Annotated in this window: 21 protein-coding genes; 11 read left to right on the top strand and 10 right to left on the bottom strand. The window is 59.7% G+C overall.

The features are described 5' to 3' along the window. Positions 1–19: 19 nt before the first annotated feature. Positions 20–328, bottom strand: a complete 309-nt coding sequence (locus tag B3527_RS15645) for a PilZ domain-containing protein (RefSeq protein ID WP_206991995.1) — start codon at positions 326–328, stop codon at positions 20–22. 72 nt (positions 329–400) lie between these two features. Then, the gene (locus B3527_RS15640) at positions 401–1,390 is read right to left on the bottom strand and encodes an NADPH:quinone oxidoreductase family protein (RefSeq protein WP_206991994.1); all 990 of its coding nucleotides are present in this window, start codon (positions 1,388–1,390) and stop codon (positions 401–403) included. A 99-nt stretch (positions 1,391–1,489) separates the two neighbouring features. On the opposite strand from B3527_RS15640, the gene B3527_RS15635 reads away from it, so the two are divergent. From B3527_RS15635 to B3527_RS15625, 3 genes are read left to right on the top strand one after another with little or no spacing between them, the layout of a single operon-like run. Next, positions 1,490–2,362, top strand: a complete 873-nt coding sequence (locus B3527_RS15635) for an isoaspartyl peptidase/L-asparaginase family protein (RefSeq protein WP_290480573.1) — start codon at positions 1,490–1,492, stop codon at positions 2,360–2,362. Then, entirely contained in the window at positions 2,362–2,682 is a 321-nt protein-coding gene (locus B3527_RS15630) for a hypothetical protein (RefSeq protein WP_206991992.1), read from the top strand. Before B3527_RS15635 ends, B3527_RS15630 begins: the two co-directional genes overlap by 1 nt. Before the next feature lies 1 nt (position 2,683). Further along, on the top strand, positions 2,684–3,208 hold the full coding sequence (locus B3527_RS15625) for an RNA methyltransferase (protein ID WP_034816907.1): 525 nt from the start codon (positions 2,684–2,686) through the stop codon (positions 3,206–3,208). Here B3527_RS15625 and B3527_RS15620 read toward each other — a convergent pair whose 3' ends face one another. Continuing rightward, entirely contained in the window at positions 3,209–3,871 is a 663-nt protein-coding gene (locus B3527_RS15620; RefSeq protein WP_290481445.1) for a cupin domain-containing protein, read from the bottom strand. 15 nt (positions 3,872–3,886) lie between these two features. Continuing rightward, positions 3,887–4,483 carry a sigma-70 family RNA polymerase sigma factor gene (locus tag B3527_RS15615; protein WP_233347860.1) on the bottom strand — a complete coding sequence of 199 codons (597 nt, stop codon included), beginning with the start codon at positions 4,481–4,483 and terminating at the stop codon, positions 3,887–3,889. Between the two features lie 178 nt (positions 4,484–4,661). Between B3527_RS15615 and B3527_RS15610 the strand changes: the two genes are divergently transcribed. Next, positions 4,662–5,177, top strand: a complete 516-nt coding sequence (locus B3527_RS15610) for an invasion associated locus B family protein (protein WP_206991989.1) — start codon at positions 4,662–4,664, stop codon at positions 5,175–5,177. Here B3527_RS15610 and B3527_RS15605 read toward each other — a convergent pair. Next, positions 5,174–6,010 carry a 1-acyl-sn-glycerol-3-phosphate acyltransferase gene (locus tag B3527_RS15605; protein WP_290480575.1) on the bottom strand — a complete coding sequence of 279 codons (837 nt, stop codon included), beginning with the start codon at positions 6,008–6,010 and terminating at the stop codon, positions 5,174–5,176. The genes B3527_RS15610 and B3527_RS15605 overlap by 4 nt on opposite strands. Between B3527_RS15605 and B3527_RS15600 the strand changes: the two genes are divergently transcribed. Next, a complete protein-coding gene (locus B3527_RS15600) occupies positions 5,972–6,628 on the top strand; it encodes a DJ-1/PfpI family protein (RefSeq protein WP_290480576.1) in 657 nt (218 codons plus the stop codon). The two genes, B3527_RS15605 and B3527_RS15600, sit on opposite strands and share 39 nt — an antisense overlap. Here the strand turns inward: B3527_RS15600 and B3527_RS15595 are convergent. Further along, a complete protein-coding gene (locus B3527_RS15595) occupies positions 6,625–7,269 on the bottom strand; it encodes an OmpA family protein (RefSeq protein ID WP_034816901.1) in 645 nt (214 codons plus the stop codon). The two genes, B3527_RS15600 and B3527_RS15595, sit on opposite strands and share 4 nt — an antisense overlap. A 175-nt stretch (positions 7,270–7,444) precedes the next feature. Here B3527_RS15595 and rlmN point away from each other — a divergent pair, with 175 nt between their 5' ends. Continuing rightward, complete coding sequence (gene rlmN / locus B3527_RS15590) at positions 7,445–8,605, top strand: 23S rRNA (adenine(2503)-C(2))-methyltransferase RlmN (protein ID WP_206991986.1); 1,161 nt, start codon at positions 7,445–7,447, stop codon at positions 8,603–8,605. Between the two features lie 51 nt (positions 8,606–8,656). Here the strand turns inward: rlmN and B3527_RS15585 are convergent, their stop codons facing one another. Further along, positions 8,657–9,160, bottom strand: a complete 504-nt coding sequence (locus B3527_RS15585) for a PadR family transcriptional regulator (RefSeq protein WP_290480577.1) — start codon at positions 9,158–9,160, stop codon at positions 8,657–8,659. A 233-nt stretch (positions 9,161–9,393) separates the two neighbouring features. Here B3527_RS15585 and B3527_RS15580 point away from each other — a divergent pair, with 233 nt between their 5' ends. The 5 genes from B3527_RS15580 to B3527_RS15560 all read left to right on the top strand — a co-directional run bounded on the left by B3527_RS15580 (position 9,394) and on the right by B3527_RS15560 (position 12,113). Continuing rightward, positions 9,394–10,149, top strand: coding sequence for a phosphodiester glycosidase family protein (locus tag B3527_RS15580; protein ID WP_206991984.1), 756 nt, complete (start codon positions 9,394–9,396; stop codon positions 10,147–10,149). A gap of 51 nt (positions 10,150–10,200) precedes the next feature. Next, positions 10,201–10,581, top strand: a complete 381-nt coding sequence (locus B3527_RS15575) for a hypothetical protein (protein ID WP_290480578.1) — start codon at positions 10,201–10,203, stop codon at positions 10,579–10,581. Between the two features lie 33 nt (positions 10,582–10,614). Then, entirely contained in the window at positions 10,615–10,971 is a 357-nt protein-coding gene (locus B3527_RS15570) for an ArsC/Spx/MgsR family protein (RefSeq protein WP_206991982.1), read from the top strand. Next, positions 10,968–11,330 carry an MmcQ/YjbR family DNA-binding protein gene (locus tag B3527_RS15565; RefSeq protein ID WP_290480579.1) on the top strand — a complete coding sequence of 121 codons (363 nt, stop codon included), beginning with the start codon at positions 10,968–10,970 and terminating at the stop codon, positions 11,328–11,330. The genes B3527_RS15570 and B3527_RS15565 overlap by 4 nt, the downstream gene beginning before the upstream one ends. 72 nt (positions 11,331–11,402) lie before the next feature. Continuing rightward, a complete protein-coding gene (locus B3527_RS15560) occupies positions 11,403–12,113 on the top strand; it encodes a hypothetical protein (protein WP_290480580.1) in 711 nt (236 codons plus the stop codon). Positions 12,114–12,117: 4 nt separating this feature from the next. Here B3527_RS15560 and B3527_RS15555 read toward each other — a convergent pair whose 3' ends face one another. The 3 genes from B3527_RS15555 to B3527_RS15545 all read right to left on the bottom strand — a co-directional run bounded on the left by B3527_RS15555 (position 12,118) and on the right by B3527_RS15545 (position 13,864). Then, a complete protein-coding gene (locus tag B3527_RS15555) occupies positions 12,118–12,921 on the bottom strand; it encodes a hypothetical protein (RefSeq protein WP_206991979.1) in 804 nt (267 codons plus the stop codon). Between the two features lie 126 nt (positions 12,922–13,047). Next, the gene (locus B3527_RS15550; RefSeq protein WP_290480581.1) at positions 13,048–13,509 is read right to left on the bottom strand and encodes an SRPBCC domain-containing protein; all 462 of its coding nucleotides are present in this window, start codon (positions 13,507–13,509) and stop codon (positions 13,048–13,050) included. Between the two features lies 1 nt (position 13,510). Beyond that, a complete protein-coding gene (locus B3527_RS15545) occupies positions 13,511–13,864 on the bottom strand; it encodes an ArsR/SmtB family transcription factor (RefSeq protein ID WP_206991977.1) in 354 nt (117 codons plus the stop codon). Positions 13,865–13,866 lie beyond the last annotated feature (2 nt).

Here is a 13,866-nt window from a genome sequence, read left to right as displayed (position 1 = left end):
CGTCCCGGTTCCCAAAAGGCTAAGGGCGTGGCGGGCGCACGAACTTTGCTCCGACCAGAATACCGCTCTGCCAACGCTTCTCGCATGGCACAACCAGCTCCATTGAGCCGTCAGGCTTCAGTATCTGAAGTTCAAACGTCTCCGGCACCGCCCAGATTTCGGTCAATTTGAGTTTGGCTCCTGTCGATGACAGGTCTCGGATCCCCACATCGAACGAACTGTGGCGGTGGTTTACGACAATTCTCCCACGCCGCAACATCCGCATGCGCGGATCGTCACGTCCATTCGCAGGAGGTGCGTTTGCCTGTGTTTGGCTTTTATCTGACATGACAGAACTATGCGCGACACAGGCTTTGGTTCAGGCGTTAACTGTCATTCGCACGGCGAATGACAGTTGGAATCAGATCACGACCACCACCTTGCCCTGCGCTTTCCGGTCCATCAGCTCCTGAATGGCATCGGCTGACTTTTCCAGCGGATATGTATTCGAGATGTGCGGACGGATCTTACCTTCACCATACAGCTTGAACAGTTCAGCAACATTCTGCTGGTGAGCCTTCGGGTCACGCGCCACCGCTGCGCCCCAGAACACGCCGCGAATGTCGCAACTTTTCAGCAGGGTCAGGTTGAGCGGCAGCTTTGGGATACCGGCAGGAAAGCCGATCACGAGAAAACGCCCTTCCCAGTTCATGGCCCGCACCGAGGGCTCGGCATAATTGCCACCGACACCGTCATAAATAATGTCCACGCCGCCGCCGGACACTTCCTTGATGTCGTTGGAGAACGCTTTCTGACCGTCCCGATCAAGCTCACGCGCATAGACGAGGCCTTTGTCGGCGCCTTTTGAGAGGCAAAAATCCACCTTTTCCTGTGTCGAGCAGGCCGCGATCACTTCAAGGCCCATCGCCTTGCCAAGCTCAACGGCTGCAATGCCAACGCCGCCAGCCGCACCCAGAACGAGCAGTTTCTCACCCGGCTTCGGGTCAGCGCGGTCCTTGAGAGCATAATAGCTGGTGCCATACGTCATCAGGAACGCGGCCGCTTCTTCAAACGGCATGCCTTCCGGGATTGGCATTACGGCATGCTGGGCCGCGACGGCATATTCCGCCATACCGCCATTCCCGATCGAGGCCAGAACGCGGTCACCCACTTTCACATGGGAAACGCCTTCGCCCACTTCCTTGACGAACCCGGCGATCTCGCCACCCGGCGAGAACGGGCGCGGTGGCTTGAACTGGTACATGTCCTGAATGATCAGCGAATCCGGGAAATTCACCCCGCACGCCTTTACTTCTATCAGCACCTGACCTTTGCCGCATTCCGGCATCGGGGCATCTTCAATGACCAGACTGTCCGGTCCGCCTACTTCTTTGGAGAGCACTGCTTTCATGGCTGCGACTTCCTTCCCATCTTGTTGTTTCTGCTGTCAGACGGTAGCGGTGTGCCCGATAAAAGTCCAAGCCTGACGTAGCGGAGAGGTAGCAGTCAAATGGCAAAGAAATGGGCCCTGGCCCTGCATGGTGGCGCCGGGCCGATCCCGGGGAATGACTATTCCCTGCAGGAAGCCCATTTGGCGACCCTGCTGAAGAATGGTGCCGAACGCTTGCGGGACGGCGAAGCCGCTCTGGATGTGGTCGAAGTGATGGTTCAGGGGCTTGAAGAGTCCGGCCTGTATCTTGCCGGAAAGGGCGCTGCACCAAACCTCGACGGCGCGTATGAGCTGGACGCCGCCATTATGGACGGTCGCAACCGCACAGCCGGAGCGGTCGGCGCTCTGCAGGGATACCGCAATCCGGTCTCCTGCGCGCGCGCGGTCATGGAACAGACCCCCAATGTTTTGCTGATTGCAGACGGCGCCCGAAAACTGCTGGCCAAATCGGGCCTGGTCATGATCGACGATCCGGACGCTTACTATGACCCCGTCGATGAACTGACGACACAGGACATGATCAACTCGACCGGAACCGTGGGGGCAGTTGCGCTCGACATTTATGGTGACCTGTCAGCTGCAACCTCTACGGCCGGCATTCGCGGCAAAACGCCCGGCCGGCTGGGCGATACTCCCCTGCCCGGCGCGGGCACATGGGCAGATGAACGTTGCGCCGTGTCGTGCACCGGACTGGGTGAATATTTCATTCGCGCAGCTGCAGCCGCAGACGTCTCGGCGCGCATCCGCTATGCCGGAGCCGAACTGGAAGCCGCCGTCCAAGGCGCATTGGATGATGTGCGCATGCTGGGAGGACAAGGCGGCATGATCGCCGTATCCGCCGAAGGAGACATATCCGCGCTCTGGAATTCGTCTGGCCTGAAACGCGCCATGGCGGATTCAAATGGACGATTTGAAGTGGGCACGTTCGGCTGATGAATATTCTTCTTTTCATAGTGTTGGGTTTGGCCGTGTTCGCCCTGATGCTCGCCCTGCAGATGCGCTGGATGATTTCGGTAGCGTTGCGCCGTGCTCTGACGGAAAAATTTGGCGGACTCCCCTCAGACATTGAGTACCGCGAAGGCGTCGCTGATGCCGGACGGCGTGTCTCGCATACGGATATCGCAACTCATCTCAACCAAACCTATCCGAACCAGCTCGGACACCTGCGCCTTGCGCGGCGCGTTTCGGTTTACACACTGCCTGTGATTATCGGCCTGCTCGTGATCCTCAGATTTGGACTGGAGGCTTTCTGATATGCGCGGCTATTTTGCGATCGGCTCTGAACGTATCTCGAAACCCATGAATCTTGGCGCGCTGATGCGTACAGCGAATGCCTTCGGGGCAAGCTTTGTGTTTTCCATCAATGCCGAGCATCGCCTGCGGGCAGCCTACCAGGCCGACACGTCAAAAACAGCCGGACAAGTGCCTTACTATCAGTGGGACAATGTTGACGAAATGCAGTTGCCCCGCGGGTGTCAGATGGTCGGCATCGAGCTGACGGATGATGCTGTAATGCTGCCCACCTTCCGGCATCCTCCGCAGGCGGCCTATATGCTGGGCCCTGAAAAAGGGGACTTGTCACCCGACATCCTCGCGCGCTGTGATCATGTCGTGAAAATTCCGACCAAGTTCTGTATCAATGTCAGCCTTGCCGGCGCGCTCGTCATGTATGATCGCCATCTATCAATGGGCGGCTATGCTCCGCGCCCGATCATGCCTGGCGGCACTGGCGGAGATGGCCTCAGCGGAACATATGTTCCCGGTCGCGACCGCAAATAGTCAGCGCCCCAGCACACGCTGGATCACACCCATGATCCCCGTGAACTGTAGTCCCGCATCCCGCACTGCAAGGGCGAAACAAACTTCGCCCGGATCACCGACGGGCTGGTGCGTGTCGTCCGGCCCCTTGACCGCCAGGTCGCCGGGACCGTAACTACCGGTCTCATCCGAAAATCCGCCTGCCACCACGAGCGTGAACTCCGTACCGCCGTGTGAATGCCGGGGCACTTTGGCATTGGGCTGTATACGGTAAAGCTCGATCTCGAGGTCGCTTCCAACATCGAGTTTCATGCGTCGGATGCCCGGCGCGTTCGCCTGCCATCCGGCAGCATCAAATGCCTCCAACGCCTTGTCGCGCAAGGGCATGGGCAGACACGCCAATTCGGCGTCTCCAGTGAAATCCGTAGCGGTCACGCTATCTCCGCTTTCGAGCGCATCAATCAGCTCAAGTGCGCGAGCCCCTGCTCCGGCTGACATCTGAACGGGCTCTGTTGTTTCCAGCATGAAACCGGACACCGCTTCACTTGCGGCAAGCGCGCCACGCACATCACGCCGTAACATGCTCTGGGTCTCGAGTAGCAACGCAAATGCCGGATCAAGCTGACCCGCCGCATAGGCCGAATAGAGCTCGCTGTAGGATGAAGTAGCTGGCTGCTGCATCATGTCATGTTCCATTCACTACGTGTCGGCATCTCCGCCCTCCGGTTCCAATTGGCCACGCAGGCGGCCGAAAGCCAGCCGGATTCGTGACTTCACCGTTCCCAGGGGCAGGTTGAATTTTGTGGCGATTTCGGAATGCGACAAGCCCTCATAGAAGGCGGCCTGCAGCAATTCGAGCTGTTCGGGGGGCAGCTTCACCAACTCGGCCCGAACCGTCTCCTCGATCTGAACCCGATCCAGCGCCGCATCCGGCTGCTCTATATCCGGTGGCCGAAGCATGGGTTCATCCGCATCGAGGTCGGGCCGACTGGCCCGGCGGAATTTGTCGATGCGCCGATTGCGTGCGACGCGGAAAATCCAGGTCGAGACCGACGCCTGCTTGCGGTCGTACATGCCCGCCTTGCGCCAGACCGTCACCATGACGTCTTGCGCCAGATCCTCGGCCTCCAGCGCGCTTGCGCCCAACCGCAACATGTAACTCTTCACCCGCGGGGCGTAGAAGTCGAACAATTCCGAAAAAGAGGCCCGACACTTATCGGAGGCAATCAGGGCCATGCAGTCTGCATGACGCTGTCGCACATCCGGGGAAATCGTCGTTGTTACAGTGTCGTTCACACAAGAACTCTCAGTTTACATGTTCCAGACACTATCGTGGCGGCTCACATGGAACGCAACCGCCTGAACCAACAAGCTGGCGTGATCTGCAGAGGCAGCTGACATGCCGTAGTTTAGCCTTAACCCTGTTGTCTTTATGATGCTGGGAATGCTCCGCGCAAATGGGAATGTATAGAATATGCAAACACTGAGATTGAGCCGGAAAACTCTGACCGTGCTGACCCTTGTGGCTGCGCTTGCCGTGCCCATGGCCTCTGCCAGCCCTTCGGCGATCGGTCGATACAAGGATTGGTCGGTCTTTACCGACACCGCGAATGGAGAAACCATCTGCTACGCGGCCACACAGGCCACCGACAAGGCCCCCCGCGCGGCCGATCATGGCGATGTGTGGTTCTATGTCACCAATTGGAAATCCGGCCGCGCGCGCAACCAACCGAGCTTGAAAGTCGGCTTTGACTTGCGGGAAGACCTGGCGCCGAAGGCCAGCGTAGGACGGTCGTCCTGGGCCATGTTTGGCGTCGGGCGTGAAGCGTTCGCAGATGATTCCGACGATTCCCGGATTGTTTCGGCCCTTCGCAAGGGATCAGAACTCCGGATTGAAGCCGTTTCCCAGCGCAACACGCAAGTGGCCTATCATTTCTCGCTGAGCGGCTCGGCAGCGGCCATCGACAAGGCCTCCGCAATCTGCCGCTAAGACACCTGACCCGGTAGACAGAAGCGCTCAGGATGGCGGCCTTTCGCATCGCGATAGTGCGAAATGATCACGTCCATATCGGTCTCGAAATCCCCGCCAGGCATGATCGGTCCCTCCAGCCGCATTTCCCTGGTTCCAAAATCAAGCACGGCGCTGAACAAGGGCACATTGGCGGATTGGGCGATATGCCAGAACCCAGTTTTCCAGACCGGATTGGCATTGCGTGTCCCTTCAGGCGCGATCGCGAGGTGGAGCGTGTCCGCCGCGTCGAACGCCTCCTTCATCAGCGACACGACATCCTTCGATTTTGACCGCTCAACCGGCACGCAGCCTGCTCGCCGGAGCAAGCCGCCAAACGGCCCTTGCACGAGGGAAGTCTTGCCCATCCAACTGAGCTTTTGTCGGTACCAGCCCGCAATGGCGAGCATGACCAGCCCGTCATAATTGGAGGTGTGAGGCGCGGCTATGATCACGGATTTGGAGACGTCCGGCCAGTCTGTGGCGACATGCCAGCCCGTCGCTTTCAGAAACATCCAGGAGAGCCCGCGAATGCCTTCGGAGAAGAGGCCCCGATAAGGCGCTGACTGACCGAAACGGCCTCGCGGATTATGGGTCGGAACGGAGTCCTGCATGTTCCGATCCTCTTCGCGTTCGGTGTTGAACGCTTGTATAGGTGCTGCGATCAGGAAAGTCGTGCAAATATCGACCGGCATCATGCCGCCGGACTCGCTACGACGTGTGGCGACTGCTATCAATACCGCACCGGCAATCTGGGGCTGGAATCGGAGTGCATCATGAATATCGGCTTTGTCCTTTTCCCGAATGTGACTCAACTCGATTTCACCGGCCCTCTCCAGATACTCCACCGTATGCCCGGCGCGGAAACCCATATTCTCGCAAAATCCCTTGATCCTGTGCCGAGCGATTGCGGCCTAGGCCTCGTGCCGACCGGCACATTCGCAGATGCGCCCGATCTCGACATGATCCTCGTGCCGGGCGGGTTTGGTGTGGTCGATGCGCTCGCTGACGGGGAAACGATGGATTTCGTTCGCAAGGCCGGCGCGGCAGCAACCTATGTGACGTCCGTCTGCACGGGCGCTTTCATACTCGGTGCAGCAGGCCTGCTAAACGGCAAAAAGGCGACCACCCATTGGGCCTATCACCATCTGCTGCCGCTGGTCGGCGCTGTGCCCACCGAAGCGCGCTGCGTTCGGGACGGCACCACCTATACCGGTGGGGGCGTTACCGCCGGCATCGATTTCGCGCTTCAGATTGTCATGGAAATTTCGGGCCAGAACGTGGCCGAAGGAATTCAGCTGGCAGTGGAATATGATCCTGCACCGCCCGCCAATTCGGGCCATCCTTCCACGGCAAACGCGCAATTGCTCGCCGCCATGGAAAAACGGTATGCAGACCCCATCGAGGCGATGAGGTCTGCAATTTCAGCTTAGTAGCTTTCCTGCGTGATCGGCGTCAGGATGATTTCCACGCGGCGGTTGGCGGCGCGGCCCTCAGCAGTCGCATTGTCCGCGATTGGCTGGGTCTCACCCATACCAACAGCCGCAAGGCGAACTGGCGTGACACCCTGGTTCACGAGATAGGAACGGACCGATTCTGCACGGCGACGGGACAGGTCCATATTGTAGTCGTCCGGGCCGTCAGAGCTGGCATGACCAATGATATCCACGGCGGTCGATGGATAGTCGACCAGCGTCAGGCTGACATCGTTCAGCGCGCTATAGAAGTTCGGCTGGATCGTGGCACTGTTCACGGAGAAAGTGATGTTGGACGGCATGGTCAACGCGATCTGATCGCCCTGGCGCTCAACACCAATGCCCGTGCCAGCGGTTTGCTCGCGCAGGCGGCGCTCCTGTTTGTCCATATAGTCACCGGCTGCGGCGCCAGCAATTGCACCCACGGCTGCGCCAATTGCAGCGTTGCGGCCATCGTCGCCACCTGCAAGCGTACCTGCACCAGCGCCAAGAATGGCCCCGACGCCAGCGCCGGTCAGAACCCGTTGGCTCGGCCCGGTTTCACAGGCTGGAAGGGCAATCAGGGGAAGCGCAAGCAGCGCATAGGAAAGGCGTTTCATGTCATCAGCTCCTTTGGAAAGGACAGCCCGGAATTGGGCACGCTTATTAACGCGTGGGTCACTCTTTCCGTTCCATCGATGACAAAACAATGGCGATCCTCATTAACTCCCCGTAATGTGAGGCCTGCAGCCAGCAATTCCTTCAACCGCTTCAGCGTGTTATAGGCGCCGCATCATGAAAATCGAACTTGACCTCACCCGGCGCGGCGACGCTGCATCCCCTGCCCCCCGCTCATTGGCGGGCCTGTCCCTTCCTGCTCTGAAAGCAGAGATGGAAGCGCTTGGTCTGGAGCCGAAGAAAGCTGGCATGCGCGCAAAACAGTTGCGCCGCTGGATGCACCATTTCGGTGTTCAGGAATTTGACGGCATGACCGATGTCGCCAAGGACCTGCGCGCGGAGCTGGGCGAGAAATTCATCCTCACCCGGCCCGAGATTGCAGATCACCAGGTCTCTCGTGATGGCACGCAGAAATGGCTGGCCCGCTTCGGCCCCGGCATCGAAGGCGAGAGCGTCTATATTCCCGATGTCGGCAAGGCAGGTGCTCTCTGCGTGTCCAGCCAGGTCGGCTGCACTCTGAACTGCACCTTCTGCCATACCGGCACACAAAAGCTCGTTCGCAATCTGACCGCACAGGAAATCGTCTCACAGGTATTGATCGCGCGGGACGCGCTGGATGGCTGGCCGAGTGATGAAGAAGACCGACGCCTGACGAATATTGTTTTCATGGGCATGGGCGAACCACTCTACAATCTGGACAATGTCGCCGAAGCGATCGACACGATCAGTGACGGCGATGGCATAGCAATTGGCCGGCGCCGCATCACCGTATCCACGGCGGGTGTCGCGCCGAAGATCGTAGAGCTCGGCGAACGCACAAATGCCATGCTCGCCATCTCGCTGCACGCGACGAATGATGATCTGCGCAATGAGATTGTTCCGATTAATCGCAAGTACAATCTGAAGGAACTGTTCGAGGCGATCCGCGCCTATCCCGGCCTGGGCAATTCCCGCCGGGTGACGTTTGAATATGTCATGCTGAAGGGCGTCAATGACAGCCTTGCTGAAGCGCGCGACCTCGTCCGCCTTCTGAGAGGCGTGCCGGCAAAGATCAACCTCATACCGTTCAACCCCTGGCCGGGCAGCCCTTATGAATGCTCCGACTGGGACACAATCGAGGAATTCGCCGAAGTGCTGAATCAGGCGGGCTATGCGTCCCCGATCCGCACACCGCGCGGACGCGACATTCTCGCCGCCTGCGGACAATTGCGCTCCGAGAGCGTCAAGAAGTCCGCCGCTGAAAAGCGCCGCGAAGCGCTGGAAGCCGCTGCCGAATAGAAAAGGAGAGGCATCGCCTCCCCTTCTCCGCTGTGAATCCGGTCAAACCGGCTAGGCGCCTTTCAGCGCGGCGATCCGCTCTTGGGCATCCGTCAGGATATCCGCGATCGCCTTGCGCGTCTCGCCATCATTCGACGCCGACCGGGCCGCATCTCGCACGGCGTGGCGTAGTCGATGCATGGCCCCGCGCACATCCTGCGGATCTTCAGGTCGATCGCTCTCCTGAAGGTCGGCGAGACGGGCCTCGATCGCCTCGATTGTCGCGGCTGAATCTTCGTGCTCTTTGCTGCCGTCTTTCGTCAGGCGAAACGTCCGGCGCTGACCATCCATTTCCGCCTCGACCAGGCCGAGGTCCAGGAGGGCCTCCAGCGCAGGATAGATCACGCCGGGACTGGGGACATATGCCCCGCCCGTCCGGCTCTCGATCTCACGGATCAAGTCATAGCCGTGGCGGGCTTCCTCCGAGACAAGCTCCAGGATCAACAGGCGCAGATCGCCATGATTCAGGGGCCGACGGCGTCCGCCGCGATGACCATCCGCTCTACCATGTCTCATACCGCGTCGACCTCCATGCACGGGTCCATTTTCTCGTGTGCCGCAACCTGCGCCACGACGATGTTTCATGTTTCTATTTCGATACGTCATTTGAAGTCCTTTCGATATATCTAAACCTCAGATAATTTCGATATATCTAAATTTCAAGGTTCGATGTATCGAAAATATACCGATCCCCAGTCTCGTGGAATTTGTGCATGGCGCTTGATCCAGCCAGCCGCTAATTTGTCGGCATGCGTCTCTGGTTTGCCATTCTCGTCTGCACGGTTCTGATGCAAGCTTGCGCTCAGGCGGAAACCCCGTCGCCATGTGCCCCGGTAAAGCATCTCGGCCAACCTTATACGGTGTGCTCCTTTGAGGCGCCCACATCGGTAAACCTCTGGCTCACTCACCCCGATGGCGCGCCCTTTGGTCAGTTCGACCGGCTGGCCGCCCATCTCGCCGATCACGGCCAGACGCTTGAGTTTGCCATGAACGCCGGCATGTATCATCAGGACCGCCGCCCGGTCGGGCTTTATGTCGAGCAGGGCGAAAAAGTCGCCTCGCTCGTGACGCGTGAAGGGCCGGGCAATTTCGGCCTGCTTCCCAACGGGGTATTCTGGGTGGATCAAGACGGCACCCCCCATGTCACAGAAAGTCTCGCCTTTGAGGCCGAGGCACCGGACGCGCGCTTTGCGACACAGTCCGGCCCCATGCTGGTGATCGACGGTGCATTGCATCCGAGATTCAACGCGGACGGCCCCAGCCGGAAACGTCGCAATGGCGTGGGCGTCACCGCTGATGGCGCAACGCTCTATTTCGCCATCAGTGATGTGCCCGTGAACTTCCACAGTTTTGCCAGCCTGTTTCGCGACAAGCTGAACACGCCCAACGCCCTCTTTCTGGATGGATATGTCTCAAAGCTCTACGCGCCGGAGATCGGTCGCAACGAGACCGGTCTCGATATGGGCCCGATTGTCGGCGTGGTCCGCCCCTCCGATACGGACTGACCAACCCCGCCCGGCATGATATGCTGATCAGCGTATCCAGAGGAGCCCGTCATGCTCGCCCATACAATCCTGCTCGTCTTCGGCCTCTACTTCATGGCGTGTGGAGCCGGCCTGTTGGCCAACCCTGACCGCATGGCCCGCCTGATCGACGAATTGGAAGACAGCCCGGCGATCGGCTTTTTGTGCGGCGCGGTCATGATCTTTGCGGCGGGGGGAACCTTGTCAGTCCAGAACAGTTTCTCCACCGCAACCGATGGCATCGCAACCCTGATCATCGCAGGGGCGCTCGTCGAAGGTCTCCTCCTGGTGGCATGGCCCAAACCACTCTGGGCATTGGCACACTGGATGATGCCGGATGATGATCATTTGCGCGGATTTGGCATTGTTGCGCTCGCGCTTGGCCTGGTTGTGTTTGCCATCGGTGCGTTCTAGCCCTTTGAGGCACCACACTTAGAGGAGACCCCCATGTCGGCTGGCCCGGTTACGCTGTACGGATTGAAGAATTGCGATTCCTGCAAGAAAGCCCTGAAAGAACTTGATGCCTCGGACCGGGAGACCGCTTTTGTCGACATTCGCGAAGACGCCGACCTTGACCGGCTCTTGCCAGCCTGGCTGAAGGCCGTCGGCGCGGAAAGACTCGTCAATCGCCGTTCGACCACATGGCGCACCTTGTCAGAGGCTGAGAAGTCAGGCGCGCTGGGCGAAGGCGCCGCGGGCCTGCTGAAGGCGAATCCCACGCTGATCAAACGTCCGGTCATCGATACCGGTGCGGAAATCCTTGTGGGCTGGGACAGCGGCACGCAGCAGGCGCTCGCGCGGTGACACTGGAAGATTACAATTCCTATTGCGCAGGCCTCGGCCAGACAACGCATGTGGTCCAATGGGGTGGCTCCCATGTCTGGAAGATTGGCGGCAAGGTCTTCGCCATGGGCACACCGGACGGCGACCAGCTTGCCACCTGTACGTTCAAGGTCCGCCCGATCAGCTTTCATATCCTGAAAGACCAGCCCGGCTGCCAGGGCGCGCCTTACCTTGCTTCACGTGGCATGAAATGGATCCAGCGTTTCTCGGACGAAACCCTGTCGGATGACGACCTCAAGGACTATGTCGCAGAATCCTTTCGCCTGATCGCCACTGCCCTCAGCAAGAAAAAGCAACGCGAACTCGGCCTGCTCGACTAGCGCGCATCCTGCCTGCATGTCGCATTGACCTCACTCGCCGCTATCGGCATGCGCGCAGGACAGGAGTTGCCCATGTCCACACCGCTCACCATCCTCGTGCCCGCCATGTTCAACGGTCCCCCCGACTCAGCCAATGGAGGCATCTCGGCAGGTCTCGCCGCAAGCCATATTGATGGTCCGGCAGAAGTTTCCCTGCGCGCGCCACCGCCGCTCGACATGGCGATGGAGGTCGTCCCAACAGGTGACGGATACGAAGTCCGGCATGGGGACCAGTTGGTTATGACCGCGCAACCTGCCGCACCGCTTGCCCCTCCCCCCGCTGCGCCAAGCTTCGAGACAGCACAGACAGGCCCGGACAGTTTCCCCCCTGTCGAGACCCACGCGTTTCCCCGCTGCTATGTCTGTGGACCAGAGCGCACCGACGATGGCCTCTGCCTCTTCACCGGCAAGCCGAATGGCTATGACGGGGTGACAGATGTCTGGACACCGGATGAAAGCCTTGCAGGCGAAGACGGCCTGGTGCGCCCGGAAATACTATGGGCCGCGCTCGACTGTCCGGGCGCCTTTGCGATTGGCTTTCAGGACAATCCGATGGTGCTGGCCCGCATCACCGCGCAGGTGCATGCACGCCCCGCCCCAGGCGACGATCTCATTGTGGCTGGCTGGTCTCTCTATGATGACGGTCGCAAGCATGGCGCTGCCACCGCACTGTTCACGCGCGACGGCCAGCTGCTGGCTCAGTCGGAGCAATTGTGGATCGAACTGAAGCGGCCTGCAGCCTGACCAATCAGCGCCGACGGCGCGGGTTCAGGTAGAGATTGCGCTCCTGCGTGTCGAGTTGGCGCACGGCCCGCCCAAGATGCAGCTGTTCGACTTCTTTCGCCACATGCCGACGCGCGGCCCCGTTGAATTTCAGCAGGGCACAGAACATCTGCAACACGGCCTCCAGCTTGGCATAGCTTTCCGCCGCATCCACTTTAACGATCCATGATCCGCCCAGATTGATGATCCGATGATCCAGCTTGCCGATCTTGCGACCCCGATCATCATACAGACTATAGTCTGCACCGATGCCTATGACGTTGCGGCGCAGGCGATAGAAGCGCGGGCCTTTCGTCGTGTCGATAAAAAAGGAAAATTTCTCCGGGAAAAGCGGCCACTTCTGCGCCGACCGTTCCAACTGGATAATCTGGTCATGACGGCTGATATTGACTGAATAGGACGGCACCGGTGTGCCCTTCGCCCCAATGCTCAGTTGCAATGACCGGCCCATCAACAATTCTGCCGTCCCGCGCCAGTGCATGCCTTCGGAAAACAATTTCAGCACCAGCCGGCGCTTCATGCCTTCCCCGGTTTTCCACATTTCCTTGCGATAGGCGAGAATGCCCGTCCGCTCGCGACCATCCTTGATCTGGCCAAAGATCTCCATGTCCTTGGTGAACTGGTCAGACGCGGCCTCATGCTGGGTCTGTTTCATGATCCCGATTTCGGTCGGGTTCAGATCGGTCGCCCAGAGGTCCACCTTGAAGGTCTTGTATTTCGGTTTTGCCTTGGTCTCTTCGGCGCCGCCGAATGTTGCAGTAAAGGCCATGAAGCACATCTCCGGGGTCGGGGTTTGCGCCCATCATCGCGATTCGGAGTCGCCATAAGGTTAACAAAATGCCGTCTGGGATTAATCAGCTGCTATTTCTGCAACTGAGTACAGCCCCAACCCGGATCAGCCTGCCTGCAACAATTCCTCCAGCCGGATCAGCGCGCTGCCCCAGCCCGCCTGCGCCTCCTCCAGCAGGGCCGATCCGTCCAGTGCCACGGTCTGCAGCGTGATGACCAGGCGCGTCCCTTCCCCGTCCGGCAGGAACTCCACCGAGACAAGACAGGCCCCTTCGGTTGCCTCCATGGAGGCGATGATCTCGGTATAGACGATGCGCTTGTCCGGCACGATGTCATGATAGCGCCCGCGTACCACGGCCACGGCCTCGCCGCCCGCCAGACAGGTCGTGACATCTTCTCCACCCACGGAAAAGTCGGCCGCATCGATGCGCATATCGATCTCGTCAGAGGGCGAGCCCCAGACCTTGCGCTGCTCCGGATCGGCCCAGGCCGCAAAGACGCGGGCCGGCGAGGCCGAAAGCCCCTTCTCCATTGTGGCGGTGCCATGCTGTACGGTATGATGAGTCATGTCAGGTGTCCTTTTCGGGGTCGTCTGCGTTCAGGAAAGCATCCAGCCGGTCGAGGCGCGCCGCCCAGGCCTGCTGATATTGCGTGATCCAGGATTTCAACTCTGCCAGCCGCGCCGCTTCCAGTCGGCAGTGCCGGACCCGGCCTTCCTTGCGGCTGGATACGAGCCCGGCTTTTTCCAGCACGCGGACATGCTGCAGGAAGCTCGGCAGCGCCATGTCATAGGGCTCCGCCAGCTCGGCAATGCTCGCCTCGCCGAGGCTCAGCTGCGCGATCACGCCGCGCCGGGTCGCATCGCCGAGGGCGTGGAAGGCCCGGTCGAGAGCGGCTGGATCGGAAGAAGAATAGTTAGGCATCC

Origin of the sequence: Hyphomonas sp. UBA4505, assembly GCF_002388685.1 — a bacterium.
Lineage (GTDB): Bacteria > Pseudomonadota > Alphaproteobacteria > Caulobacterales > Hyphomonadaceae > Hyphomonas.
This window is presented reverse-complemented; position numbering and strand designations above follow the sequence as displayed.